The sequence below is a fragment of the Nonomuraea sp. 10N515B genome (genome assembly GCF_052245915.1).
GTDB lineage: Bacteria > Actinomycetota > Actinomycetes > Streptosporangiales > Streptosporangiaceae > Nonomuraea.
Genome location: NZ_JBQQBQ010000017.1, coordinates 25,878 through 49,418 on the forward strand (window position 1 = coordinate 25,878; position 23,541 = coordinate 49,418).

Below are 23,541 nucleotides of genomic sequence, written 5' to 3' on the forward strand. Positions count from 1 at the left end.
CTTGTCCAGCCGCGCAGAACGATCAGCCTCAAGGCACCGCGCAAGCTCCCGCGGGTGCTCACAGTCGTCGAAGTGCAGACGATCCTGGACGCGTGCGACCGGCTGCGAGACCGCTTCCTGTTCGCCATTCTCTACGACAGCGGGATCCGGATCGGCGAGGCGCTGGGCATGATCAGCAGCTCAAGATAATGACCTTTCTGCGAACCGCACGAGCTACATGCGGGTCCGCGCGTACGCTTGCAGTGCGTCGCGGACGAACGTCGCCCCCGCGGCGTCGTCGTACATGCCCGCGAAGCGGGGGTCGTCGACGTACATGTCCCCCAGGCCTTTCACCATCTCGATCGAGCACTCCCGGTCGCCCTCGGCCGTGGGGGTGCCCGGGATTTGGCTCAGCCACTGGACGTGCCGGGCAGCCAGTGACTGAGCGTGTTCCGACGTCGGAGAAACCCCGGCCTTCGCCGCGGCGACCCATGCGGCGACGAGGTCCTCCACGTCCTGCTTCCAGGCCAGCTGCTGGTCAAGGGTCTTGCCGTGCCACCAGTCATTGCTCACCTGGAACGCGCGCTCGCCCCAGCGTGAGATCACCTCGTCCTTGTAGCGGTCGTTGAACCCCGCCAACATGACGTCCATCCGCGGTTCCGCCCCCGCCTGGAGCGCCTCGAGCGTGTGACGCACAGACCGGATCTGCCGTTCGATGCGGTCCCGTTCCTCCGCCAGTGCGGCGATGTGGGCGCGGAGCCCGTCGCACGTGTCCACCTCGTTCGCCAGGACCTCGGCGATGGCCGGCAAGCCCATGCCGAGCCGGCGCATGAGCAGGATCCGCTGGAGCCGGGCGACCGCGCCCGGGTCGTAGTAGCGGTACCCGTTCGCGCCGACCCGGGACGGGGCCAAGAGCCCGACGCGGTCGTAGTGACGCAGGGTGCGGCTGGTGATGCCGGCCCTCGCCGCGAGCTCCTGGATCGTCCACTCCATCCTTCCAGTGTTACGCCCGGCGGAGCGTGGTCGCGATGATCTCCGAGCTGTCGGCGTGCAGGGCCTGCGCCGCCGCCTGCCCGGTCGCCGCCAGGTAGGCGTCGACCAGCCGGTTGCCCACGGCGTACCCGGCGCCCATCGGCAGCCCCACCGGGGTGATACCGAGGTGCTCGGCGCCGGGGTCACCGTGCACCCAGGCAGTGAAGTTCTGCATGCCTGTCAGGTCGAGCCCGGTGAGCACCTTGCTGAAGACCTCGTCGTCGTGCAGGTGCGGCACGCCGATGCGGGCGGGGCCGAGCTCGTCACCGTAGAGCTGGCGGGCGAAGGCGTCAGCCAGGCCCTCGCCGACGACGTGCTCGCCGACCGTGACGGTCATCGGGTCCCACACGATCCCGCCCGGGCCCCACCGCAGGTTGTGGTGCAGTTCGTGCACGGCGGTGGCCTCCAGCCGCTCCACGTTCTCGGGGAAGGGCCAGAACGTGATGGCGATGTTGCCCGAGATGCCGCCGAACCCGGTCACTCCTAGGCAGGGACCCATGAAGTGCTTGTCAGCCGGATCGCCGAGGACGAACAGCACGGTGATGTCCGGGACCTCCAGCCCCGGCGTCGCCTCCAGCAGTACGGTGAGAGCGTTGTCGAGGGCGCGTTGCATCCGCTCCCAGGCTCCGGCCGCCGCCAGGGTTTCGAGCGCGTCGAGGCAGCGCTCCTCGTCGCGGTCGAGGGGAAACCCGGACGTTTGGAGGTGTATGGCCACCAGGTCGACCTCGCCGGGGTAGTAGCGGTACATGCCCCTGGTGGGCTCCAGCATCGAACGCAGCAGGTCAACGCGGTCCGCGACCGGGGCCAGCAGTATCCGCCTCATGGCGGAGTAGGTGTCAAGAACAGTGATCGACATGGCCCCGATGCTAGAAGTTGACGCAGCGTCAAGGTCAAACCAGTGGCGCTCTTCACCGGGATACGGCCGGCATGCCGTCACCCGGTCCCGTCACGACCGGTGGTTCGCCGCTGCGCGAGCCGGAGGCCGTCCAGGTCAGAGGCCCCGCAAAGATCAACGGCTCAAGATAATGATCACCTATGCAACGCCGCCCCGGGGCGGATGTGGAAACGTCCTATCGTTAGAGCCGTTGAGTGTCCGCGCCGGTGCCAAGGTGGTCGAGTCGCGGCGAAAGGAGCGCATCGGTCGCCCGGCCGCCTGGTCGGCCAGCTCGACCCGCACCGCCGGCAGGCACTCGCCGCGTCGCCGCCCGCACGTCTTGAAATGGCGCGGTGTCGGCGCCAACCACCCAACAGGCCGACGACACCGCTTCCCCGACCCAGTAAGGAACCACGCCATGACCACCCCGCACGCCTTCCCCCTGGAGCCCACCCCGATCCATGTGCCCGACAAGGTCCTCGATGACCTGCGCGCCCGTCTCACACTGACCCGTCCGCCGCTTGACGAGGGGAACGGGGACTGGTCCTATGGCATCCCGGACAGCTATCTCCGTGAGCTGGTCGCCTACTGGCGGGACGCCTACGACTGGCGCAAGGCCGAGGCCGCCATCAACGCCTACGAGCACTACCAGGTGAGCGTCACCGGTGTCCCAGTGCACTTCATGCGCAAGCCCGGCCGTGGCCCTCGCCCGATCCCGTTGATCCTCACCCATGGCTGGCCGTGGACGTTCTGGCACTGGTCGAAGGTGATCGACCCGCTCGCCGACCCGGCCGCGTTCGGCGGTGACCCCGCCGACGCCTTCGACGTCATCGTGCCGTCTCTGCCCGGCTTCGGTTTCCCCGGCCCGCTCACCGGCTTTCCGGACGTCAACTTCTGGAAGGTCTCCGACCTCTGGCACACCCTGATGACCGAGACCCTGGGATACGAGAAGTACGCCGCCGGGGGTTGCGACATCGGCGGGATCGTCTCCAGCCAACTCGGCCACAAGTACGCCGACGAGCTGTACGGCATCCACATCGGCTCCGGGCTGCCGCTCGACTTCTTCACCGGCCCCCGGGCTTGGGACTTCGCCCGGAATCGGCCCCTCACCGACGACCAGCCCGCCGATATCCGCGCCCGGATCATCGAGCTGGACCACCGCTGGGCGTGCCACCTCGCCGTGCACATGCTCGACGGCGCCACCCTGGCCCACGGGCTGAGCGACTCACCCGCTGGACTGCTCGCCTGGCTGCTGGAGCGCTGGAACGCCTGGAGCGACAACGGCGGCGATGTCGAATCCGTCTTCACCAAGGACGACTTGCTCACCCACGCCACGATCTACTGGGTGAACAACTCCATCGCCACGTCGATGCGTTACTACGCTAATGCCAACCGCTACCCCTGGACCCCCGCCCACGACCGCACCCCGGTCGTGCAGGCCCCGGTCGGCCTCACCTTAGTCACGTACGAGAACCCGCCCGGCATCCACACCGCCAACGAGCGCGTCCGGGCATTCAAGACCGGCTCGCAAGCCGATTGGTTCAACCACGTCAACGTCAACGCCCACGACCATGGCGGCCACTTCATCCCCTGGGAGAACCCCGACGCCTGGGTGAGCGACCTGCGTCGCACCTTTCACGGCCGCAGGCCCTGAACGACCCTGCGGGCTGTCTGGTGACGGGCCAGGCGAACATTGCCTGGCAGGGGTGTGCGCGTCGGCCGACTGGCCCGCACCGCCCGCCACGCCGTCTGCCTGAGTCGGCCTCCCTGCGGGATCCCGCTCGCCGCCACCTCTCCCGGAAGCCCTGTCATACCCACCGTCACGCCCGTTCCGTCAGTGGGCCTCACCATCAGCGCCGTGAGCTCTGGCGATTTCATCGCCCGGCGGGCACGGCCCCCACATCGCTGCGCAGGGCCCGCTCCTCTGCGTCGGCCAGCCAGAACAAGACCGGCGGCAGACTGAGCTCGATCACCGCCAGTGCGATCTGGAACCACTGCGGCCAGCCGTGCACGGCGAGCGAGAGCAGCCGCCCCACGCCGCCCAGCAGGAAAACACCAGCCAGCCACCGCACCGCCCGAGCCGGGATCGGACGCTGCCGCGCGGCCCAGAGCCAGGCCAGCCCGTAGCCGACGAAGCTGGCCCCCATGAACCGGCCCCAGCTGTCGACCGTCGCGCCGGCGGAACCGGCGCCGGGGATCGCATCGTTGCCGAGTGCCACGTGGAACAGGCCGATCGTCACGCAGGCCCAGCCCATCAGTTGTGTGAGGATGCGCAGAACCCTGGCCATAGTCCCTCCAAGCCGTCTTGACGGAGCTTAGTTAACATGCGTCTACTACATTGGACGCACTAGTAGACGCATGTCAACTAAACTTCATTTATGCCTCCCCGCCGGCGACTCACCCCCGCCGACCGCCGCGCCCAACTCCTCGCCGTCGGCGCACGGCTCTTCGCCGCACACCCCTACGCCGATGTATTGATGGAGGAGGTCGCCGAACAGGCCGGTGTCTCCCGGGCCCTGCTCTACCGTCACTTCCCCAGCAAGCACGCCCTCTTCGCAGCCGTCTACCAGCAGGCGGCGGACCAACTGCTCACCGAGACGCGGCTCGACCCCGCCGACACCCTGGTGAAGCAGCTCATCCAGGGCATGGACGTCCATCTCGACTACTTCGTGGCGAACCGCAACGCCGTCCTCGCCGCGAACCGGGACCTCGCGGGCGACCCGGTGATCCAGACGATCATGACGAACGAGCTGGACGCGCTCCGTGCGCGACTGCTGGCCATCCTCCCACTCGCGGACGAGAGCGCCCGCGAGGCCGTGTCTGGCGTCCTGAAGAGCTGGCTGGTCTTCGTCCAGGTCCTCTGCGTCGACTGGCTCACCCACGAGACCTGTACCCGCACCCAGCTGCGCGACGTCTGCATCGGTGCGGTTCTCGGCGCCCTCCGGCCGCTGCTCGCCGAGGACCCCGCCCCCGACTGGCCGCCACAAGAGTGCGGCGCAGTTGCGGCGACCCACACAGACCGTCACCCGGCCCCCGCCGAGTCCCTTCACCAAGCACCGTAATGGTGCCTGCGAGAAAGATGGTGCCCTAGTGACGCTGACCCAGGCCGTGACATCGACAGAGACAGTCCGAGTGGCGGGGATCATCGCCGACGGCGTCGTCAAGATGTTGCTTGCTGCCGCCTTCATCATCGGCGCTGCCCGGCTCGGTCATCTGCTCGGCGTGTCCGCCTGGCTGATGGTCATCTCAGGCGTGGCCCTGCTGATCGGTGGTGGGATCGAGATCAGATATGTGCGCAGCCGCCCGCTGCCCACCTACACGCGGCTCATGGTTGCCTACGACGGTGGATGGGTGTTGGCGGCGCTTGCCGGCCTGCTGACGGCATGGCGGGGCAGCAGCGCCGGGGGTGAGGTGTGGATCGGATACCAGACAGCAGCTCCCATTGTGCTCGCAGCGCTGCTGGTGACTGCCACCCCCGTGCAGACGACTTCGAATACCCGCGCAGAGGACTCCGCACGCTGACATGCGGGGCGGAAATGTCGGTGCCGGCCGCAGTTCAGGGACGGATTGCGGGGCGGAAAAATCGGTGCCAGCCGCAGTTCAGGGGACGGTTTGCCGGACCTGGAAATGTCGGTGGCTCCCGGCATGATGGGGTCATGACCGAGACGCCCCCCATCACCGTCCTGGCCGACGACACGGCCTACGCCGAGGCCGTGCAGCTGGCCGTGGACTCGGCCGCGGCCTACTACGGCGATGGCACCTCCACGCTCGACGACGACGCCTACGACCGGCTGGTCCGCGGCATCCAGGCCTACGAGGAGGAGCACCCCGAGTCGGTGCTGCCGTCCTCGCCCACGGGCAAGGTGGCCGGCGGAGCCGTCGTGGGCGACGTGCCGCACACGGTGCCGATGCTCAGCCTGGACAACGTGTTCAGCGCCGAGAAGCTGGCGGACTGGGCGGCCGCGCTCGAGCGCAGGCTCGGCCGGGCGGTCACGGTGTGGAGTGTGGAGCCCAAGCTGGACGGGCTGGCGATCTCGGCCCGCTACCGCAACGGCCGGCTGGCCCAGCTGGTCACGCGTGGCGACGGCAGCGCGGGCGAGGACGTCTCGCACGCCATCGGCACCATCGTCGGCCTGCCGGACCGGCTGGCCGACGCGGTCACGGTGGAGCTGCGCGGCGAGGTCATGATGACCGCCTCGCAGTTCGAGGACGCCTGCGCCAAGCGGCAGGCGCACGACGGCACCACGTTCGCCAACCCGCGCAGCGCGGCCGCGGGCACGCTGCGCACGCGGGAGCGGCCCTACGTGTGCGAGCTGACGTTCTTCGGCTACGGCGTCGTGCCGCCGCCGGACGACCACTCCGACCTGGCCGTGGGCCTGCGCGAGTGGCCGCACAGCCAGATCATGGACTGGGTCGCCGGTCAGGGGGTGCAGACCACGGCCGCCACGCCCGTGGCGGGGATCGTGGCCGAGACGCTGGAGCGGGTGCAGGAGCGCATCGGGGAGATCGCCGCCGCCCGCCCCGAGCTGCCGTTCGGCATCGACGGCATCGTGATCAAGTGCGATCTGGCGGGCGACCAGGCGGAGGCCGGGTTCAGCTCGCGGGCGCCGCGCTGGGCGATCGCCTACAAGCTGCCCGCCACCGAAAAGATCACCAAGCTGCTCGGCGTGGAGTGGAACACCGGCCGCACCGGCGTCATCGCCCCGCGCGCCGTGCTGAAGCCGGTCGAGCTGGACGGCAGCATCGTCACCTACGCCACCTTGCACAACGTCGCCGACATCACCCGCCGCGGTCTGATGCTCGGCGACAGCGTGACCGTCTACAAGGCGGGCGACGTGATCCCCCGCGTCGAGGCGCCGGTCGTGCACCTGCGCACCGGTGACGAGCAGCCGATCCCGATCCCTCAGGCCTGCCCGTCCTGCGGGGACGCGATCGACAGCTCCCAGGAGCGCTGGCGGTGCGTGCGCGGCCGCGCCTGCCGCGCGATCGCGTCCATCATCTACGCGGTCGGCCGCGACCAGCTCGACATCGAAGGGCTGGCGGACAACCGCATCCAGCAGTTCCTCGACGCTGGGCTGATCGCCGACTTCGCAGACTTGTTCTTCCTGACCCGCGAGCAACTGCTCGATCTGGAGCGCATGGGCGAGACCAGCACGGACAACCTGCTGGCGGCCATCGAGCAGGCCAAGACCCGGCCGCTCAGCAGGGTGTTCGCGGCACTGGGCGTGCGCGGCACCGGCAGGTCCATGAGCCGGCGCATCGCCCGCCACTTCGCCACCATGGACGCCATCCGCGCGGCCGACGCGGAGGCGATCCAGCAGGTGGAAGGCATCGGCCCGGAGAAGGCGCCGGTGGTGGTGGCCGAGCTGATCGAGCTCGTCCCCCTCATCGACAAGCTCGCCAAGGCAAGGGTCAACATGACCGAACCAGGCGCCACGCCGCCCGCCGAAGGCGACCCGGCGCCGAGCGGGCTGCCGCTGGCCTCGATGTCGGTGGTGGTCACCGGCGCGATGACCGGACCGCTGGCGTCGCTGTCCCGCAACGAGGTCAACGAGCTGATCGAACGAGCGGGTGGCAAGGCGTCCTCCAGCGTGTCGGCCAAGACGTCAATGCTGGTGGCCGGGGAAAAGGCCGGCTCGAAGCGAGCCAAGGCGGAGACGCTGGGGGTGCGGATCGTGAGCCCGGACGAGTTCGCCGCCGAGGTCAGCGCGTTCCTCTGATCGCGCCGGGCTGAAGGGGGTCAGCGAGTTCTTCCGCCACGTGGGCCGCCACATGATCCAGGCGTCCGCGAGCTGACAGCGGACCTCCATTGCGCGGCGCGCGGCCGGCCGTTTGTCCAGCGGCCCAGGAGGATACCAACGCCGACACCGACAGCACCCGCTGGACAGACAGTTCCGCCTCTCTCAGCTGACCCAACTCGAACATCGAACGCCAGTTCGCGAAGTGCATGTTGACCAAATGGCCTGCCGGATGTACAGATCGTCACGCGGGCCACGCCAATCATCTCCCACGGCCCGTATGAGCCGCGGCTCGTCCATGGTCTTCCGCATGATCTCGTAGTGCAACGCCTTCGCGACCTGCTCGTTCGCGATCCGTACCGCCCGGCCCTGCATGAACAGCGAGAAGGCGACGCCGAACAACGATAGGGCCGTGAGCAGAGAACCCACGGGGGCGAACGCCTCGCCGACGTCGCTCAGGAACGCCCAGTCCCACCCTGGAACCGCCTTCGCGAAACGGCCGAGAAGCCCCGGGGTCAGGAGGAGCAGGCCCACGCCCACACACAGAACTGCGGTGGCGGCCAACCCGATAGGGACCTTCTGCCACTTGTTCATGCCGGGACCTCACAGAAGCGAAGAGACGCCGAACACGCCCTTGGGTCTGCCGCATTCATGATCGCATGGCAGCGACCCGGTTTCCGTAAACGGTCACGAAAGCTGTGAATGTCTGTGATATTGGATCACCCGCATGGTTTCGGAAGCCCAGAAGGGACGCATTTACGTGCGATCGTTAAACCGTGTGCTGGCGGTCACGGCCTGTGCGGTGACGACGTTGTCGGCGGTCGGTGTGGCGCCTGCCCACGCGGCTCCCCAGCTGGTGGTCAACGGCACGTTCACGGGCGGCACCGCACCCTGGTGGAAGTCGGCGAACACGTCGATGGCCGTGGACGCCGGGCGGCTGCGCGTCAACGTGACGGGCGGCACCGCCAACCCGTGGGACGCCGTGATCGGCCAGAACGGCATCGCCCTGGCCAAGGGCACGGCGTACACGCTGTCGTTCGACGCCTCGGCCTCCGCCCAGGTCAGTGCGGTCACCACCGTGCAGCTCGCGGACTCCCCGTACACCCGGACCCTCACCAAGACGATCTCGCTCGGCACGACGAGTAAGCGCTTCAGCTTTCCTTTCACCGCCGGCCTGGGCACGTCCGCCGGGCAGGTGTCGTTCCAGCTCGGCAAGAACGCCGGCTTCACCTTCCACGTGGACAACGTCTCCTTGACCGAGACCACGCCGTCGCCCACGCCGACAGTCACCACCTCCCCGAAGCCGGGATCCGGGCCCCTCGCCATGACCAGCGGCTTCTACGTCGACCCCGACTCCAACCCGGCGATCTGGGTACGGAACAACAGCGGTGACGCAAGGGCGGCACGCATCAAGTCGTCCATCTCGGCCAAGCCGATGGCCCGCTGGTTCGGCGGCTGGAGCGGGGACGTGCGCGCCGCTGTGTCCACGTACGTAGCCGCGGCGAACTCCGCCGACAAGCTCCCGGTCCTGGTGGCGTACAACATCCCGGGCCGCGACGCCTGCGGCGGGCACTCCGGCGGCGGGGCGGGCAGCGAATCTGCGTACAAGACGTGGATCTCCGCGTTCGCGGCCGGCATCGGCAACCGTCCGGCGGTCGTCATCATCGAGCCCGACTCGCTCGGCGACTTCGGGTGCATGAACGACACCGCCATCCAAGAGCGCAACCGCATGCTGACGTACGCCACCCAGCAGTTCCGCGACAAAGCTCCCAACACCTGGGCCTACCTCGACGCCGGCAACGCCGGCTGGGTCGCGGCCGGGACGATGGCCGCGAGGCTGAAGAACGCCGGCGTCGGCAACATCCGCGGCTTCGCGGTGAACGTCTCCAACTACTATCCGACCGCCCAGTCGGCCACCTACGCCTCCTCGGTCAATTCCTCGCTCGGTGGCGGCGCGAAGTGGGTGATCGACACGAGCCGCAACGGCAACGGCTCCAACGGCGAGTGGTGCAACCCGGCCGGACGCAAGCTCGGCGTCCCCACGCAGCAGGGTGGCGGCGGCGGCACTGAGATGCTGTTGTGGGTGAAGGTGCCCGGGGACTCCGACGGCAACTGCGGCATCGCCCCGAACACGCCCGCCGGCCAGTTCAGCCCGGCCATCGCCATCCGCCTGATCGACGGCACCTGAGGACACCCGACTGCACGTTCCGCCGTACCGTCCCCGGCGGAACGTGTCACATTTCCTCCCCGGAGGAGCTCATGACGGGCCGGACTTCCACGGCCGCGAAACGGGCGTCGGGGAAGCGCGCCGCGATCTCCATCGCCCGTTCGGTGCTCTCGCAGTCGACGACGGCGTAGCCGGCCAGGTGCTCTCCGGCCGCGACGAACGGGCCGTCCGTGGTCACGGGCGCGCCGCCGCGTACCCGGATGGTCTTGCTGGTCACTGGGTCGGCCAGGGCTTCGCCGCCGATCAGCTCGCCGGACTCGACGATCTCCTGGATCAGGGCCTCGACCTGCGCGGCCAGTTCGGCTCGCCCTTCCTCCCGCAGGGCGAGCGCCTCAGGGGTACGCAGGAAGGCGGGGCGGCCCCAGGTCTGGGCGGCGGTGTAGATCATCAGCAGGTAACGCACGTGGGTTCCTTCACGTTCGTAGTGCCTTTGACCAGTGGTCGGAGCCCGGGGCCGGGAGTCGACATCGTCCCGCCGGAAATCACGAACGCGGGCGCCGCCCTCCGAAACGCTGGTGAACCTGGGAGCCGCCCAGCCCCCAGGCCCATGACGGCGTCCTCGTCCTCGCCAGGCCCGCCAGCTTGTCGAGTTCCTGCCGGAGGAACGGCCGCGGCGTGCTCAGCACGGCGTCCACTCCGGCGTCCACTCCGGCGTCCACTCCGGCGTCCAGTCCGAGCGCGGCGTCAGCGGGGTGAGGAAGTCGGGCCCTTACGCCCCGCCAACCGGCGTATGCTCAACGCGACCTCCCCCAGCGGGTCGGCCGCCGGGACGATTCGAGTCCGAACGAGATCATCGCTCGTGAAGTGAATCCGCAACATCTCTGTCGCCTCATGCTGGGCTTTTAAGTTGTGGTCTCAGAGAGTAGACGCGCCGTCACGGACTCGACACGATTATCAGCAAAGTGTTGAGAAGGCGTGAGGGGCGACCAGATGGCCGCACAGTTCCGGGTGCTCGGCGTCGTGGAGATCACCGCGGACGGGCACGTGGTCGGCCTGGGGAGCCGGCAGCGGGAGGTGCTCGCGCTCATGCTGCTCCGCGCCAACGACACGGTCACCGTGGGGCAACTGGTCGAGGCCGTCTTCCCGGATCCGGCGCCCGAGTCGGCACGTCGGCTGGTCCAGAACACCGTGGGGCGGCTGCGCCGAACGCTGACCGCGGCCGGCTGCCCCGACGTGATCAGGACCAGGCCGGGCGGCTATCTCCTCGAAGCCGGACCGGACACGCTCGACCTGCTGGAGTATGTCGAGCACGTCAAGGATGGCCGCCACGCGGCCGCCTACGGCATGGATCGGCGGGCCGTCATGTCGCTGCGCCGCGGGCTGGAGCTGTGGCGGGGCCCCTTCCTGGCCGACGTCAACGCCGTGGGGCTGGCACCGGAGAAGGCCCGCATGCGCGAGGCTCGGACGGCCGTCCACGAGGAATGCCTGGAGCTGGAGTTGCGGCTCGGCCGGCACCGTGAGCTGCTTCCCGAGCTGGCCGAGCTGACCGAGGAGCATCCGCTGCTCGAGCGGTTCTGGGAGCTACGGATGCTCGCCCTCTATCGGTGCGGCGCCAAGTCGGAGGCGCTGGAGCTCTACCAGAACGCCAGGGCGATCTTCATGGAAGACCTCGGCCTCGAGCCAGGGCGCCGGCTGCAGCGGCTGGAGCAGGCCATACTCGCCGACGACCCGACACTCGACCTCGACATGCGCCCGGACCAGCTGCCCGCGGACGTGCCCGACTTCGCCGGGCGCGAAGAGGCCCGGTCCGCGCTGGAAGCGGTCCTGCGGCCCGACCCCGGGCACGCGGCGCCCGTCATCGTCGTGGCGGGCAGGGCCGGGGTGGGCAAGACCACCCTTGCCGTCCACGTCGCCCACCGCCTGCGAGAACGTTTCCCCGACGGTCGGCTGTTCGCCCGGCTGCGTACCATTCACGATCGCCCCGTGCCGGCCAGCGAGGTGCTCGCTCATTTCCTGCGGGCGCTCGGCGAGCCGTCCCACGACCTCCCCGACGGCGTGAACGAACGCGCGGCCAGATTCAGGGAGTGCCTGGCGAGCCGGCGGGTCCTCATCGTGCTGGACGACGCGGTCAACGAGGCGCAGGTGCGTCCCCTTCTCCCGGGCGGCGCGGAGTGCGCCGTACTGGTCACCAGCAGATCCAAGCTGGCCATCCTGCCCAGCACCGGCCGCCTGGAACTGGAGGAGCTGGAGCCGATCCAGGCCATGCGCTTCCTCGCCAAGCTCGCCGGCGCGCAGCGGCTGTCGGCCGAGCCGCAGGCCGCGCACGAGCTCGTCGGGCTGTGCGGGAACCTCCCGCTGGCGCTCAGGATCACCGGCGCCATGCTGGCCGGCCACCCCCACTGGCAGGTCGCCCACCTGGTGAAGCGGCTCAGGGACGAACGGCAGCGGCTCGAGGAACTCGGCGACCTGGCGGTGCGCGGCGTCATCGCGCTGGCCGCCGATGGGCTCGACCCGGCCGCGCTCCGGCTGCTGTCCGCGCTGGCCCACACCGACACCCCGGAGATCCCCGCCTGGACCGCCCTGGCCGCGGACGGTACACCGGACCTGGTGGACAGCCTGGTCGACGCACAGCTCCTGCACGTGGCCGGGCCCCAGCGTTACCGCTTGCACGACCTGGTCCGGGCTCACGCCCGCGAGCTCGGCGGGGCCGAGTCCGTCCCCCGCGTGCTCGGCGGCTGGCTGGCGTTGGTCGAGCGGGCGCACGGGGCGGCGTACGGCGACCACGCGGCCCTGCACGGCACGGCCGCCCGCTGGCAGCCCCCGGGCGTGGACATCGTCGAAAGCGATCCCCTGACCTGGTACGACACCGAGCGCCCGAACATCGTCGCCGCCGTCCGCCAGGCCGCCGCGCTCGGCCTCGACGAGCTGTGCTGGGACCTGGCCGTGAGCGCGGTGTCGTTGTTCCAGACCCGAGGGCACTACGACGACTGGCAGGAGACGCACCAGGTCGCGCTCAGCGCCACCCGCGCGGCGGACAACACCCGCGGCTCAGCGGCCCTGCTCACCGGGACCGCCCTGCGGGAGGCGTACCGGCATCGCTACCGGCCGGCCGCCACGGCCATCGAGGAGGCCCTGGAGCTCTTCGAACGCTCCGGCGACCGGCACGGCTGGGGGTTGGCGAGCACGGTGGCCGGGTTCATGGCAGGCATGCGCGGCCGGTACGCCGAGGCGGTCGAACGGTGCGGTCAGGCGCTCGACGCGGTCCGCCAGGCCGGTGACACGGGCGCGGAGGTCCTCGTGCTGCGCCTGCTCGGCCAGCTCCTGCTGGACGTCGGCCACGCCCGGCCGTTCCAGGACGAGACCGTCGCCGCCGACCAGCTCGCCCATCCGGAGGTCGGCTACCGGATCGGCGAGCTGCTCCTCACCTCGGGGCGGCTGCACGAGGCGGAGCAGGCGTTCACCGACCTGCTGTCCACCGTCACCGAGCTCGAGGATCTGCGGTGCGAGGCTTTCGCCCGCTACGGCCTCGGCTATGTGCATCTCGAACGGCGCCGGTTCGCCGCGGGCGAGGAGTACCTCCATCAGGCCATCGAGCTGGCGAGTGCGGTGGACGCGCCGCTGATCGAGGCCAAGGCGTGGCTGGCGCTCGGCGCGGCCAGCAGGTCGCGCGGCGACTACGAGGCGGCGCTGCACGGGTTCGAGCGGGCCGAGCGGCTGGCGCAGTCCATCGACTCGCCCCTGTGGCAGGCCCGCGCCCTACGCCAGGCGGCCGTGGCGCACAGCGAACGCGGCTGCGAGACGGCGGCCGCCGCGGCGCGTGCCCGGCTGGGCGAGCTCCTCGCCTCCATCGGCGCCGTCGACGCCGACGTCGACGCGGGAGTCCCGTCCTTGCGGATTTTCTGACTGGCCTTCCGGATCGAAACTTAATCGTCTATCGTCGATTATCGATGGATATCGAAGAGGGGCCCTTGGCGCGGGCCGCGGCCGAGGAGTACGCCGGCTGGTTCAAAGCGCTGGCGGATGCGACGCGGATCCAGATCGTGTCGCTGCTGGCGCGGCGGCGGACGCCGATGAGCGTGGGTGAGATCGTGGCCGCCTCCGGGGTGGGGCAGTCCACGGTGTCGCATCACCTGAAGATCCTGGCCGAGGTGCGATTCGTGCTGGTCGAACGACAGGGCACCTCCAGCCTGTACCGGATCAACGAGGCCTGCGTGAGCTGCTTCCCGACCGCCGCCGACGTGGTCATGGGCCACCCGGTGCCGGTCGCGCCCACCTGCGAGTGAAGGGGACCGTGATGGCGCACGACGAAATCACCGATCGCTACGCGAGCCTGGCCGGACGGGTCGTCGCCGGTCCCGGGCTGGAGATCCGGCCCATGCGCGATGCGGACGCCGCCCAGGTGCTGGCCATCTATCAGGCCGGGCTGGACACGGGGCAGGCCAGTTTCGAGACGACGGCGCCGAGCTGGGAAGGGTTCACCGCGGCGCGGCTGCCGCACCTGCGGTATGTGGCGGCCGACACCGGAACCGGCCAGGTCGTGGGGTGGGTGGCCGGCTCGGCGGTGTCGGCGCGGCCGGTGTACGCGGGCGTGGTCGAGCACAGCGTCTACGTGCATCCCGGCTGCCAGGCGCACGGCATCGGCACAGCGTTGCTGACGACGTTCATCGCGGCCTGCGAGGACGCCGGCGTGTGGACCGTCCAGTCGGGCATCTTCCCGGAGAACGCGGCCAGCCTCGCGCTGCACCGGGCGCTCGGCTTCCGCGTCGTGGGCACCCGCGAGCGCATCGGCCGCCACCACGGCCGCTGGCGCGACGTCGTCCTCGTGGAACGGCGCAGCCCCGCCTGCTGAGGCGCAGCCCCGCGGGCGAGCGGCAGGGCCAGCGCCGTCTCAGTCGCCGCCGACCGACACGAACCCCGTCCCGGCCCGGTAGTTCGGCGACTGATGCCGGAAGTAGGTGTTGTAGACCTCGCAGTAGCGCCCTCCACGCGCCAGCAACGTCCCGTGATCGCCTTCCTCCACGATCCGCCCGTGATCGAGCACGATGATCCGGTCGACGTGCTCGATCGTGGACAGCCGATGCGCGATGACGATCGAGGTGCGCCCGGCCAGCACCAGATCCAGCCCTTCCTGGATCTGCGCCTCGGTCAGCGGGTCCACGCTGGCGGTGGCCTCGTCCAGCACCACGATCGCCGGGTCCTGGATGAGCAGCCGTGCCAGCGCGACGAGCTGCCGCTGCCCCATGGACAGAGCCCGTCCGTGCTCCCCCACATCGGTCTCGAGCCCATGGGGCAGGGCGTCGATCCAGTCGCCACCGCCCACGGCGGCCGCCGCCACACGCACCTCCTCATCGGAGGCCTCCGGCCGCGGATAGCGGATGTTGTCGGCCACGGTGCCGCTGAACAGGAACGGAGCCTGCGGCACCGCGCCGATCTGCCGGCGATAGCTCCCCAGCTCCAGGCCGCGGATGTCCTGCTCGTCGAGCAGCAGCCGCCCTTCCTGGAACTCGTAGAAGCGGGTGATCAGCTTGCTGAGCGTCGACTTGCCCGCTCCGGTGTGCCCCACGAGCGCCACCGTCTCCCCGGCCTCGATGACCAGGTCGAAGTCACGCAGCACGGGATTGCCGGGATCGTAGCCGAACGTGACGCCCTTGAACTCGATGCGCCCCGCCAGCTTCTCGGCCGGCCGCGGATCGTTCTGCACCACCCGGGGCGGCGCGTCGATCAGCGCGAAGACCCGCTCGGACGCCGACAACCCCTGCTGGAACTGCGACCAGAACGCGGCAATGGACGTCAACGGGAACCAGAAGAGCGCGACCCCCTGCAGGAACAGGTACCAATCACCGGCGGACAACCCACCCGCCAGCGCCCTTTCCCCGCCCACCTGAACGAGGACGACCGTCGCGAGCCCAGCCACTGTGAACAGCACGGGGAAGATGGTGGAGAAGACGAACCCCTGCCGGAGCGTCACCTGATAGCTCTGCCGGTTGATGGGCCGGAACTCCTCGTAGACCTGCCGCTCCTGCCGGAAGTTCTTGGCCACCGCGATCCCGCCCATGGTCTCCTGGAGGTTCGCATTGACCCGGCTCAGGGACCGCTGCGCCCTGCGGGTGCTGGCCCTGGCCATCCGCCGGAACACCAGCGCCAGTGCCACCACGATCGGCACCACCAGCAACGTCAGCAGAGCCAGCTCCACGCTCCGCACGAACAGCAGCACCGTGACGAACCCCACCATCAGCACCTGGCTGATCAGGTCCATCGTCAGCGTGGACACGGCGGCGAAGTCGTCGGTGTCGGACGTCACCCGGCTGACGATCTTCCCGGACGGTGTCTCGTCGTAGAACGACAGGTCCCGCTCCAGCACCGCGTCGAACGCGTCCTCCCGCAGGCGCAGCACGACATCCCCGGTGACCTGCGCGCTGTATTTCTGCCGCACGAAGTTGACCACCCAGGAGAGCGCGCCGGTGGCGAGGATCCCCGCCGTGAGCATCCATCCCACCTGGCCGATCGTGCCATTCGCGATCGCGTCGACTGCCAGGCTGCCCAACGCCGGTATGGCCGCCTGACTGGCCGACATCAGCACGATCATCGTGGCGACGAGGACCATCGCCCCCAGCTTCGGCCGGAAGTAGGACAAGATGCGCCGCAGCAGATCACGGTCGTTGTATGTCCGGTCGTAGTCCTCGGCGTCCAGGCCGTCCATGAGGAAGCCCATCAGCGCACCCCTCCCTGCTCGCCGGCCATGGACGGCTCGGCCTCCGCAACCTCATCACCCATCTCGACCTCGTCGTAATGGGCGAAGACCCGCCGGTAGAGGCGGCTTCGCGCGATCAGCTCGTCATGCGTGCCGAAGTCGACGACCTGGCCCCGCCTGAGCAACAACACCTTGTCCGCCCACCGAATCTGCGAGAGCCGATGAGTGATCAGCAGCGTCGTCCGGCCTTCGAGGATGCGGCCGATGGCCTGCTGAATCTTGTCTTCCGTCGCCGAGTCGATGGCGCTGGTGGAGTCGTCCAGCACCAGAATCGCCGGATCGGTCAGCAGGGCCCGCGCGATGGCCAGCCGCTGCCGCTGCCCACCGGACAGGGTGACCCCCCGCTCCCCGATCACGGTGTCGTATCCCTCGTCGAGCTCGCCGATGAACTCGGCCGCCTGGGCGTCCTCCGCCGCCCTGACCACCGCGTCATGATCGGCTCGCTGTCCCAGGCTGAAGGCGATGTTCTCGGACACGGACCGCGAGAACAGCACGATGTCCTGCTCGATCGTGGAGATCTGCGACCGCAGCGAATCCAGATCCCAGTCCCGCACGTCGACACCGTCGACCAGAATCCGGCCGCCCGTGACGTCGTAGATCCGCGGAACCAGCTTCGTCAGCGTGCTCTTCCCCGACCCGGTCTCCCCGACGATCGCCACCGTCTCCCCCGGCCGCACGGTGAAGGTGAGCCCACGCAGCACGGGCTCGCCATCCTCCTGGTAGCCGAAGGTGACGTCCTCGAAGACGATCTCCCCGGTGATCGGCGCGGCATGCCCGTCCACCCGCTGCTCGATCTCGCTCTCCCCGGTGACGATGCTGAGGATCCTGCGCGAGGACACGATCCCGATCTGGATCAACGAGAACGTGAAGAGCGACATCTGCGTGGGGAACCCGAGCATCCCCATGAGCCCCATGAACGCGACGAGCTCCCCGAGGGTGATCGCCCCGATGCCCTGGAGGTAGAGCCCGTGCCACAACGCCCCGGCCATCGCGAAGGAGAACAGCAAGGTGGGCAGGTAGCGGGCCTGCACGAGCCCGTTTCGTACGAACGAGTCCCGATAGCGCCGCGCGTTGGCACGGAAGCGCCGCCGCTCCTGCCCTTCCTGCGCGGTCACCTTGATCACCTCGATGCCCCGCACCGCCTGGTTGAGCCCGGCGTTGAGATCCCCGAACTCCTCCCGCATCCGGGTCGCCACGGGGTTGAGCTGCCTCATGTAGTGCCAGAGCGCGGCCACGAAGACGACCGCGAAGACGCCCGGCGCCAGCAGCAGCCGCGGGTCGATGGCGGCGATGAAGAACAGCGGCACGATCCCGGTGAGACCCGAGTCCACGATCAGATCGACGCCCGGCGTGATCATGATAGACAGTTGCCGGATGTCGTTGGCGGCCCGGGCCATCAGGTCCCCGACCCGCTGCCGGTTGTGGAAGGTCTGGCTCTTGCCCAGCAGGCTCACGTAGAGCTCGTCGCGCGCGTCCCGCTCCAGCCGCTTGGCCAGGACCTCGCTGGACATCCGCGCGACGAGGTCGAACACCCCTCGGGCGATCACGATCGCCAGCAACGCCAGCGCGATGAGCCCGAGCGCGTCCATCGGCCGGCCCCGCTCCCCCAGCACGGCGTCGAAGGCGTCGCCGGTGAGCTGCGGCACCATGGCGTTGAGCACCGTCATGACCACCGACCCGCCGAGGAACCCGACGAGGTAGAGCGGATGACGCCGCAGATGGGACCAGAGCCAGCGCACCGGACCACGCCGGCTATATCGTGGCCCGGAAACGGAGAACTCTGACGTGCTGGTAGTCACGGACACCGCCCCCGATGCGGTTAGGCGAAACTTCGACCCCGATTTCTATCACCGCCCACCGACAGTTTCCCAACGGTTTTCCCCCGGGCCGCAGGGTGACCAGCGCCGTTACGGCGCGGTGAGCGGTTCGGCCTGATAGGCCCGGTGCAGCAGCTGCACGAACGCCGGCGCTTCAGGCAAGGACACGGAGTCGATCCGATGGACCGCCACTCCCGGTGTCCATGAGTTCATGACCACAGCCCCGGCCAGCGCCGGCAGGTCGGCCACCGTGACCTGCTGGGCGCGCTGGGGAACACCGAGGCGATCGAGCTGCCGGCGCACGATGGCCATCGTGGTGCCGCCCAGCATCTCGGCCTCCGGCCAGACGACCGCGGCGCCGTCCCAGAAGGCCAGGTTCCAAATCGAGCCCTCGCTGAGCCGGCCCCGGCGGTCGACGAAGGCGGCGTCGTCGAACCCCTGGCGGACGGCCTGCCGGAGAAAGTACGTCTTGGCGCCCTCGCCGACCTGCTTCACCGCCGGGAGGAACCGTTCGTGCTCGACCGCCGCCAGCGCGAGCGGCCCTCGCGGGCCTGACGCGGCCGGCCCCGTACGAATCAGCAGCTCGGGCTCCACCTCAGCCCCTGCCGAGGTGAACTCGCCGGCCGGGGAGTACGCGGTGGCCGTCAGCGACACGTCGGCCGGTCCGGCCTGCAGTGCCGCCCGGAGACAGGCCCGCACCCGCTCATCGGGCAACGCCCGGCCGAACAACTCGACGGAAGCGGACCGCAACCGTTCCAGGTGGAGGTCCAGGCCCCGCACCTGGCCTCCACGCACCTGCATGGCGGTGAAATGCGCGTAGCCCGCGAAGGCGAGCGGCCCCAACTCCTCGGCCGTCGCCGCGCGGCCGTTGCGGTGCACCACATATGTCATGGGACGACGCTAAAGCTTCACACGATGTGAAGGTCAACCTGCCGTGCGGAAGGCGTCGGCGTGTGCGTGCGCCCATTCCTCGAACGTCCGCGGCGGCCGTCCGAGCACGTCCTGCACCGTCGGGTGTACCTCGGACTCGTCGAGCGTGCCGTCCACGAAGAACTCGAAGAACGCGTCGACGTACTCGACCGGCATGCCCGCCTCCATCTCCGCCCGCGCCTCGCTGTTCGTCAGCCCTTCGCACCGCAGGTCCCGGCCGAGCACCCGGCCGAGGACCGCGACCTGGTCGGCGGGCAGCAACGCGCGCGGGCCGGTCAGCTCGTAGATCCGGTCCTCCTCGCCGTCACTCATCAGCGCATGGGCCGCGACGGCCGCGATGTCGTACGGGTCGACGGCCGCGACCGGCACCTCGGCGAACGGCACCCGCACCACGTCGCCGGCCGCGAGCTGCGGCAGCCAGCGCAGCGCGTTCGACATGAACGACCTGGGCCGCAAGATGCTCCAGGACAGACCCGACTCCCGCACGGCCCGCTCCGAGAGCGTCATGTAACGGGAGACGGCGTTGCCGAGGTCCTCCAGCGCGGCCGAGCCGCCGCTCAGGAGGACGACGTGGCGCACCCCGGCCTCGCGTGCTCGGGCGAGCAGGCCAGGCATGTCCGCGTAGCCCGACAGGAGGAACAGCCCGTCGACGCCGTCGAGCGCTTCGACCAGGCTTTCGGGCTGGTTCAAGTCGCCGGTCACGGGCTCGGCGCCGGGTGGCAGCGCGTGGCCGTGCGGGTTGCGGACGAGCGCCCGGACCTGCCGGCCGGCCGCGGTCAGCACGCCGACCAGCTCGGAACCCACGTTCCCTGTCGCACCTGCCACCAAGATCATATGTACCTCCGTGCCGCAACGAACCCGACCGCAAGGGTAGATCAGCGCGGCCGCGATGCGCGATGCCCCGGTCCACGGCGCATGGCGCATGGCGCACGGCCCACAGCGCTCCTAAGGTTGGGCACTGCCGAAATCGATGCCCGACAGGTCGGCGCGCGAGGAGACGCCCAGCTTCGGGAACGCCTTGTAGAGGTGGAATCCGACCGTCCGCGGACTCAGGAACAGTTGGGCGCCGATCTGCCGGTTCGTGGCGCCGGTCGCGGCAAGCCGTACGACCTGCAGTTCCTGAGGAGTGAGTGCGTCGAGCGGGTTCGGCGCGACGCCGAGCTCCGGCAGGCCGGCGCGGGCTCCTGCCGCGGCCAGCTCCGCACGGGCCCGCTCGGCCCAGGGCACGGCGCTCATCGCCGCGAACCGGCTCATCGCGGAACGCAACTGCACCCCGGCGTCGGAGCGCCGCCGCGCCCGGCGCAGCCATTCGCCGTACAACAACTCCGTCCTGGCCTGCTCGAACACCCGCCCACCGCGGGCGTGCCAATCGAGCGCCGCCATGTACTGCGCCTCGGCCTCCTCGCGAGGGGCGAGCAGCGCGCGGCACCGGTACGCGACCGCGGTCGCCCACGGCCGGCCGCTGGCCGCCGCCCAGGCGTCGAACCGGTTGAACGCCTGGGCCGCCCGCTCCGCGACGCCCAGGCGGGCGCAGGCCTCGACATGGTCCGGTAGGGCGAAGGTGACGATCACGGTGTGGCCCAGCGGGCCTGCCAGCACCCGCGCCATCCGCTCGGCCACCGCCTCGTATCGGGCTCGTACGAGGTCGAGCAGGGTCAGCGCGCAGCCACCCCAGCCCGATCCGTAGCGTTCCTGGGCGGCGCCTTCGGCCTGCTGGGCGAGCCGCAGGCACCGGTCGTCCTCGCCTTGGATAGCGGCGAGCCGCGCGAGGATGCCATGCAGGTGCCGTAGCCGTCCCGCCTGCCCGGTGTCGTGCGCGATCTGCCACGCCTCGGCGCCTGATTCGGCCGCCTCGGCATGCCGTCCGCGTAGGATCCGCGCCTGCGTGAGGAGCTGCAGAGCGTGCGGCAGTGCACCGATCAGGCCCTGTTCCCGGCAGGTGCCGACGCGCGCGGCGGCCAGCTCACAGGCCGCGTCGTCGTCGCCGGTCATCAGCGCGCTGAACACCGCGTACGTACCGACGACCTGGTCGGTGACGCGGCCCGGTGGAATGGCGGCGCGCAGGAGCGGTAGTCCCGCGGCCGGATCTCCGGCGGCCACCCGTTCTATGCCACGCACTGCCGCGGCCACGGGCGCGAGGCGGGGGTCGATGCCCGGCCGGAGGGATTCCAGCAGCTCTGCGGTCTGCCGGAGGGCGTCGTGGTCGCCGGCGAACCAGGCGTCGCCCGCGGCGGTCGCGAGCAGGGACGCCGCCTCGTCCGGCGCAGTACGGGCGATGCCGGAGGCGGCCTCGATCAGCGTGGACGCGGCCGGAGCGCCATGTTCGGCGTCGACCGCGGCCCGTACGGCGGCCAGCCGCGCCAGCACCGCGGGATCGCCGGTCAGCCGCCGCCCGCGATCGGCCGCGGCGCCCGCCCGGGCGAGCTGGCCGACCCCGAGGGCCGCCTCGGCGGCCGCCATCAGCCGGCGAGCCCGTTGCCGCGGATCGACGGTGAGCTGCGCCGCGCGCTCGTACGCGGTGGCGGCCGAGGCATGGCTGCCGCGCCGCCTGGCGCGCTCCCCGGCGGCCGCCAGCACGGCTGAGATCTCCTCATCGGGTCCGGCCGCGGCCGCGGACAGATGCCAGGCCCGGCGGTCGGCGTGCTCGTCACCGTCGAGCGCGCCGGCCAGCGCACGATGCGTGGCCACCCGCCGAGCGACGGGCGCCTCGTGGTACGCGGCCGCCTTGACCAGGGGGTGGCGGAACCGCAGCCGGCCCTCGGAGACCTGCACCAGCTGAGCGCGTTCGCCCGGCTCCAGGTCAGGCAGCCCGACGCCGAAGCCCTCCGCCGCCTTCAAGACGAGCTCCAGGCTGCCGGAGTCCTCGGCTGCGGCGATCAGGAGCAGGAGCTGGGCGGGCTCGGGCAACCGGCGGATCGCGGCGCGAAAGGACTGCTCGAGCCGCCCAGCCAGGGGAAGCCGCGGCGGTTCCAGAGGCAGCGGGCTGAGCTGCCCCGCGCGCTGCGCAGGTGTGAGCGACCCGGCGAACTCCAGGAGTGCCAGGGGATTCCCCTCGGCCTCCTCGATCAGGCGGTCCCGGACCTCCGGCACCAGATCGGCCGCCGCGTCGGCGAGCAGCGTCTCGCAGTCCTCCCGATCCAGCCCGGTGAGCTCCAGCTCGGGGATGCCGGGAACGGAGGACTCCCGAGCGGCCAAGATCATGGCAATCCGCTCGGCCCCCAGCCTGCGCGCCGCGAACGCCAGCGCGTCCACCGACGCACGGTCCACCCACTGCGCGTCGTCGACGAGACACAGCAGCGGACGGTCGGCGGCGAGGTCGGCGAGCAGGGTCAGGACGGCGAGACCGACCAGGAAACGATCCGGCCCGCCACCCCCGCCCTCGCCTTCACCCTCACCTTCGCCGAACGCACCGCGCAGCGCTTCCCTTTGCGCCGCGGGAAGTGCCGGGACGAGGTGCCGCACCGGTCTCAGGAGCAGATGCAGGGCTGCGAAGGGCAGCTCCGCCTCGGACTCGACGCCGGTGATCCGCAGCACCAGCAGATCATCTCCGGCCGTCCGCGCGGCCTCCTCCAGCAGGGCCGATTTGCCGATGCCCGCCTCTCCCCGCACGACAACGGCGCCGCCCCGGCCGCTGCCGGCCTCAGCGATCATCCTCTGCAGAAAGGCGATCTCCGCATTCCGGCCGATCATGATGCCCCGACCTTACCTAACCGGCTCCCCAGGTCTGCGTGCGACTTCAGTCATCGTGACCTATTCGGCAGCGGCTGCCCTCTCGTACGGTCGGTCGTATGGAGATCGTGGAGACACAGGTGGTGGGAACCGTCGTCGGCGGGCGGAGTGAGGCGTTCGACGACGACTGGAATACCGTCGAGGCGTTGATCCGGCTCGACGAGACCCGCTTCAAGCCTGACGCCCTCGCCGGGCTGGACGCGTTCTCGCACCTGGAGGTGGTGTTCCTCTTTCACCTCGTGGAGCCGGCTTCGGTGCACACCTCGGCCCGGCGCCCCAGGGGCAATCCGGAGTGGCCGCGGGTGGGCATTTTCGCGCAGCGAGCCAAGAACCGCCCGAACAGGCTGGGCGTCTCCCGCTGCCAGTTGCTCGCCGTCGACGGCCTCGACGTGCGCGTACGCGGCCTGGACGCCATCGACGGCAGCCCGGTCCTCGACCTCAAGCCGTACATGGCCGAGTTCGGTCCGCAGGGCGAGGTCGTGCAGCCGGATTGGGCGACCGAGTTGATGCGCGACTACTACTGA

General features: G+C 70.1%; 21 protein-coding genes. 10 read left to right on the forward strand and 11 right to left on the reverse strand.

Features of this window, described 5'->3' with window-relative positions:
• Positions 1–54 precede the first annotated feature (54 nt).
• Positions 55–189, forward strand: a complete 135-nt coding sequence (locus tag ACTWQA_RS25575; protein WP_443161621.1) for a hypothetical protein — start codon at positions 55–57, stop codon at positions 187–189.
• Positions 190–213: 24 nt separating this feature from the next.
• On the opposite strand, the gene ACTWQA_RS25580 is transcribed toward ACTWQA_RS25575, so the two are convergent.
• A complete protein-coding gene (locus ACTWQA_RS25580) occupies positions 214–972 on the reverse strand; it encodes a MerR family transcriptional regulator (RefSeq protein ID WP_443161622.1) in 759 nt (252 codons plus the stop codon).
• Positions 973–982: 10 nt separating this feature from the next.
• A complete protein-coding gene (locus ACTWQA_RS25585; protein WP_443161623.1) occupies positions 983–1,867 on the reverse strand; it encodes a DUF2268 domain-containing protein in 885 nt (294 codons plus the stop codon).
• 436 nt (positions 1,868–2,303) lie between these two features.
• Here ACTWQA_RS25585 and ACTWQA_RS25590 point away from each other — a divergent pair, with 436 nt between their 5' ends.
• Positions 2,304–3,539, forward strand: coding sequence for an epoxide hydrolase family protein (locus tag ACTWQA_RS25590; RefSeq protein WP_443161624.1), 1,236 nt, complete (start codon positions 2,304–2,306; stop codon positions 3,537–3,539).
• 220 nt (positions 3,540–3,759) lie between these two features.
• Here ACTWQA_RS25590 and ACTWQA_RS25595 read toward each other — a convergent pair whose 3' ends face one another.
• Positions 3,760–4,173, reverse strand: a complete 414-nt coding sequence (locus ACTWQA_RS25595; protein WP_327588076.1) for a DUF4345 domain-containing protein — start codon at positions 4,171–4,173, stop codon at positions 3,760–3,762.
• A 90-nt stretch (positions 4,174–4,263) separates the two neighbouring features.
• Between ACTWQA_RS25595 and ACTWQA_RS25600 the strand changes: the two genes are divergently transcribed.
• The 3 genes from ACTWQA_RS25600 to ligA all read left to right on the forward strand — a co-directional run bounded on the left by ACTWQA_RS25600 (position 4,264) and on the right by ligA (position 7,605).
• Complete coding sequence (locus ACTWQA_RS25600) at positions 4,264–4,947, forward strand: TetR/AcrR family transcriptional regulator (protein WP_443161625.1); 684 nt, start codon at positions 4,264–4,266, stop codon at positions 4,945–4,947.
• 28 nt (positions 4,948–4,975) lie between these two features.
• Positions 4,976–5,407 carry a hypothetical protein gene (locus ACTWQA_RS25605; protein WP_443161626.1) on the forward strand — a complete coding sequence of 144 codons (432 nt, stop codon included), beginning with the start codon at positions 4,976–4,978 and terminating at the stop codon, positions 5,405–5,407.
• A 134-nt stretch (positions 5,408–5,541) separates the two neighbouring features.
• Positions 5,542–7,605: an NAD-dependent DNA ligase LigA gene (gene ligA / locus ACTWQA_RS25610; RefSeq protein WP_443161627.1), complete on the forward strand. Its 2,064-nt coding sequence runs from the start codon at positions 5,542–5,544 to the stop codon at positions 7,603–7,605.
• Between the two features lie 183 nt (positions 7,606–7,788).
• On the opposite strand, the gene ACTWQA_RS25615 is transcribed toward ligA, so the two are convergent.
• Positions 7,789–8,217: a DUF6082 family protein gene (locus ACTWQA_RS25615; RefSeq protein WP_443161628.1), complete on the reverse strand. Its 429-nt coding sequence runs from the start codon at positions 8,215–8,217 to the stop codon at positions 7,789–7,791.
• 166 nt (positions 8,218–8,383) lie between these two features.
• Here ACTWQA_RS25615 and ACTWQA_RS25620 point away from each other — a divergent pair, with 166 nt between their 5' ends.
• On the forward strand, positions 8,384–9,811 hold the full coding sequence (locus ACTWQA_RS25620) for a glycoside hydrolase family 6 protein (RefSeq protein WP_443161629.1): 1,428 nt from the start codon (positions 8,384–8,386) through the stop codon (positions 9,809–9,811).
• A 46-nt stretch (positions 9,812–9,857) separates the two neighbouring features.
• On the opposite strand, the gene ACTWQA_RS25625 is transcribed toward ACTWQA_RS25620, so the two are convergent.
• On the reverse strand, positions 9,858–10,253 hold the full coding sequence (locus ACTWQA_RS25625; protein ID WP_443161630.1) for a YciI family protein: 396 nt from the start codon (positions 10,251–10,253) through the stop codon (positions 9,858–9,860).
• Positions 10,254–10,332: 79 nt separating this feature from the next.
• Entirely contained in the window at positions 10,333–10,509 is a 177-nt protein-coding gene (locus tag ACTWQA_RS25630; protein ID WP_443161631.1) for a hypothetical protein, read from the reverse strand.
• 271 nt (positions 10,510–10,780) lie between these two features.
• Here ACTWQA_RS25630 and ACTWQA_RS25635 point away from each other — a divergent pair, with 271 nt between their 5' ends.
• The 3 genes from ACTWQA_RS25635 to ACTWQA_RS25645 are packed head-to-tail and all read left to right on the forward strand — an operon-like array spanning position 10,781 to position 14,639.
• Complete coding sequence (locus ACTWQA_RS25635; protein WP_443161632.1) at positions 10,781–13,693, forward strand: BTAD domain-containing putative transcriptional regulator; 2,913 nt, start codon at positions 10,781–10,783, stop codon at positions 13,691–13,693.
• Between the two features lie 44 nt (positions 13,694–13,737).
• Positions 13,738–14,073 carry an ArsR/SmtB family transcription factor gene (locus ACTWQA_RS25640; RefSeq protein ID WP_443161633.1) on the forward strand — a complete coding sequence of 112 codons (336 nt, stop codon included), beginning with the start codon at positions 13,738–13,740 and terminating at the stop codon, positions 14,071–14,073.
• Positions 14,074–14,084: 11 nt separating this feature from the next.
• A complete protein-coding gene (locus tag ACTWQA_RS25645) occupies positions 14,085–14,639 on the forward strand; it encodes a GNAT family N-acetyltransferase (RefSeq protein ID WP_443161634.1) in 555 nt (184 codons plus the stop codon).
• Between the two features lie 39 nt (positions 14,640–14,678).
• Here ACTWQA_RS25645 and ACTWQA_RS25650 read toward each other — a convergent pair whose 3' ends face one another.
• The 5 genes from ACTWQA_RS25650 to ACTWQA_RS25670 form a co-directional block, all read right to left on the reverse strand.
• Positions 14,679–16,502: an ABC transporter ATP-binding protein gene (locus tag ACTWQA_RS25650; RefSeq protein ID WP_443161635.1), complete on the reverse strand. Its 1,824-nt coding sequence runs from the start codon at positions 16,500–16,502 to the stop codon at positions 14,679–14,681.
• Complete coding sequence (locus ACTWQA_RS25655) at positions 16,502–18,280, reverse strand: ABC transporter ATP-binding protein (protein WP_443161636.1); 1,779 nt, start codon at positions 18,278–18,280, stop codon at positions 16,502–16,504. The genes ACTWQA_RS25650 and ACTWQA_RS25655 overlap by 1 nt, the downstream gene beginning before the upstream one ends.
• Before the next feature lie 168 nt (positions 18,281–18,448).
• Entirely contained in the window at positions 18,449–19,249 is an 801-nt protein-coding gene (locus tag ACTWQA_RS25660) for an aminotransferase class IV family protein (RefSeq protein ID WP_443161637.1), read from the reverse strand.
• Positions 19,250–19,282: 33 nt separating this feature from the next.
• Positions 19,283–20,122 carry an NmrA family NAD(P)-binding protein gene (locus ACTWQA_RS25665; protein ID WP_443161638.1) on the reverse strand — a complete coding sequence of 280 codons (840 nt, stop codon included), beginning with the start codon at positions 20,120–20,122 and terminating at the stop codon, positions 19,283–19,285.
• Positions 20,123–20,233: 111 nt separating this feature from the next.
• Entirely contained in the window at positions 20,234–22,978 is a 2,745-nt protein-coding gene (locus tag ACTWQA_RS25670) for a helix-turn-helix transcriptional regulator (RefSeq protein WP_443161639.1), read from the reverse strand.
• A gap of 98 nt (positions 22,979–23,076) precedes the next feature.
• Between ACTWQA_RS25670 and ACTWQA_RS25675 the strand changes: the two genes are divergently transcribed.
• Positions 23,077–23,541, forward strand: a complete 465-nt coding sequence (locus ACTWQA_RS25675; protein WP_443161640.1) for an SAM-dependent methyltransferase — start codon at positions 23,077–23,079, stop codon at positions 23,539–23,541.

Bases quoted from the DNA above. Each gene is read 5' to 3' on its own strand.
- ACTWQA_RS25590 (WP_443161624.1), top strand. From the start codon at position 2,304: ATGACCACCCCGCACGCCTTCCCCCTGGAGCCCACCCCGATCCATGTG.
- ACTWQA_RS25650 (WP_443161635.1), bottom strand. From the start codon at position 16,502: ATGGGCTTCCTCATGGACGGCCTGGACGCCGAGGACTACGACCGGACA.
- ACTWQA_RS25600 (WP_443161625.1), top strand. From the start codon at position 4,264: ATGCCTCCCCGCCGGCGACTCACCCCCGCCGACCGCCGCGCCCAACTC.
- ACTWQA_RS25615 (WP_443161628.1), bottom strand. From the start codon at position 8,217: ATGAACAAGTGGCAGAAGGTCCCTATCGGGTTGGCCGCCACCGCAGTT.
- ACTWQA_RS25665 (WP_443161638.1), bottom strand. From the start codon at position 20,122: ATGATCTTGGTGGCAGGTGCGACAGGGAACGTGGGTTCCGAGCTGGTC.
- ACTWQA_RS25595 (WP_327588076.1), bottom strand. From the start codon at position 4,173: ATGGCCAGGGTTCTGCGCATCCTCACACAACTGATGGGCTGGGCCTGC.
- ACTWQA_RS25585 (WP_443161623.1), bottom strand. From the start codon at position 1,867: ATGTCGATCACTGTTCTTGACACCTACTCCGCCATGAGGCGGATACTG.
- ACTWQA_RS25580 (WP_443161622.1), bottom strand. From the start codon at position 972: ATGGAGTGGACGATCCAGGAGCTCGCGGCGAGGGCCGGCATCACCAGC.
- ACTWQA_RS25635 (WP_443161632.1), top strand. From the start codon at position 10,781: ATGGCCGCACAGTTCCGGGTGCTCGGCGTCGTGGAGATCACCGCGGAC.
- ACTWQA_RS25645 (WP_443161634.1), top strand. From the start codon at position 14,085: ATGGCGCACGACGAAATCACCGATCGCTACGCGAGCCTGGCCGGACGG.
- ACTWQA_RS25675 (WP_443161640.1), top strand. From the start codon at position 23,077: ATGGAGATCGTGGAGACACAGGTGGTGGGAACCGTCGTCGGCGGGCGG.
- ACTWQA_RS25640 (WP_443161633.1), top strand. From the start codon at position 13,738: ATGGATATCGAAGAGGGGCCCTTGGCGCGGGCCGCGGCCGAGGAGTAC.
- ACTWQA_RS25670 (WP_443161639.1), bottom strand. From the start codon at position 22,978: ATGATCGGCCGGAATGCGGAGATCGCCTTTCTGCAGAGGATGATCGCT.
- ACTWQA_RS25660 (WP_443161637.1), bottom strand. From the start codon at position 19,249: ATGACATATGTGGTGCACCGCAACGGCCGCGCGGCGACGGCCGAGGAG.
- ligA (WP_443161627.1), top strand. From the start codon at position 5,542: ATGACCGAGACGCCCCCCATCACCGTCCTGGCCGACGACACGGCCTAC.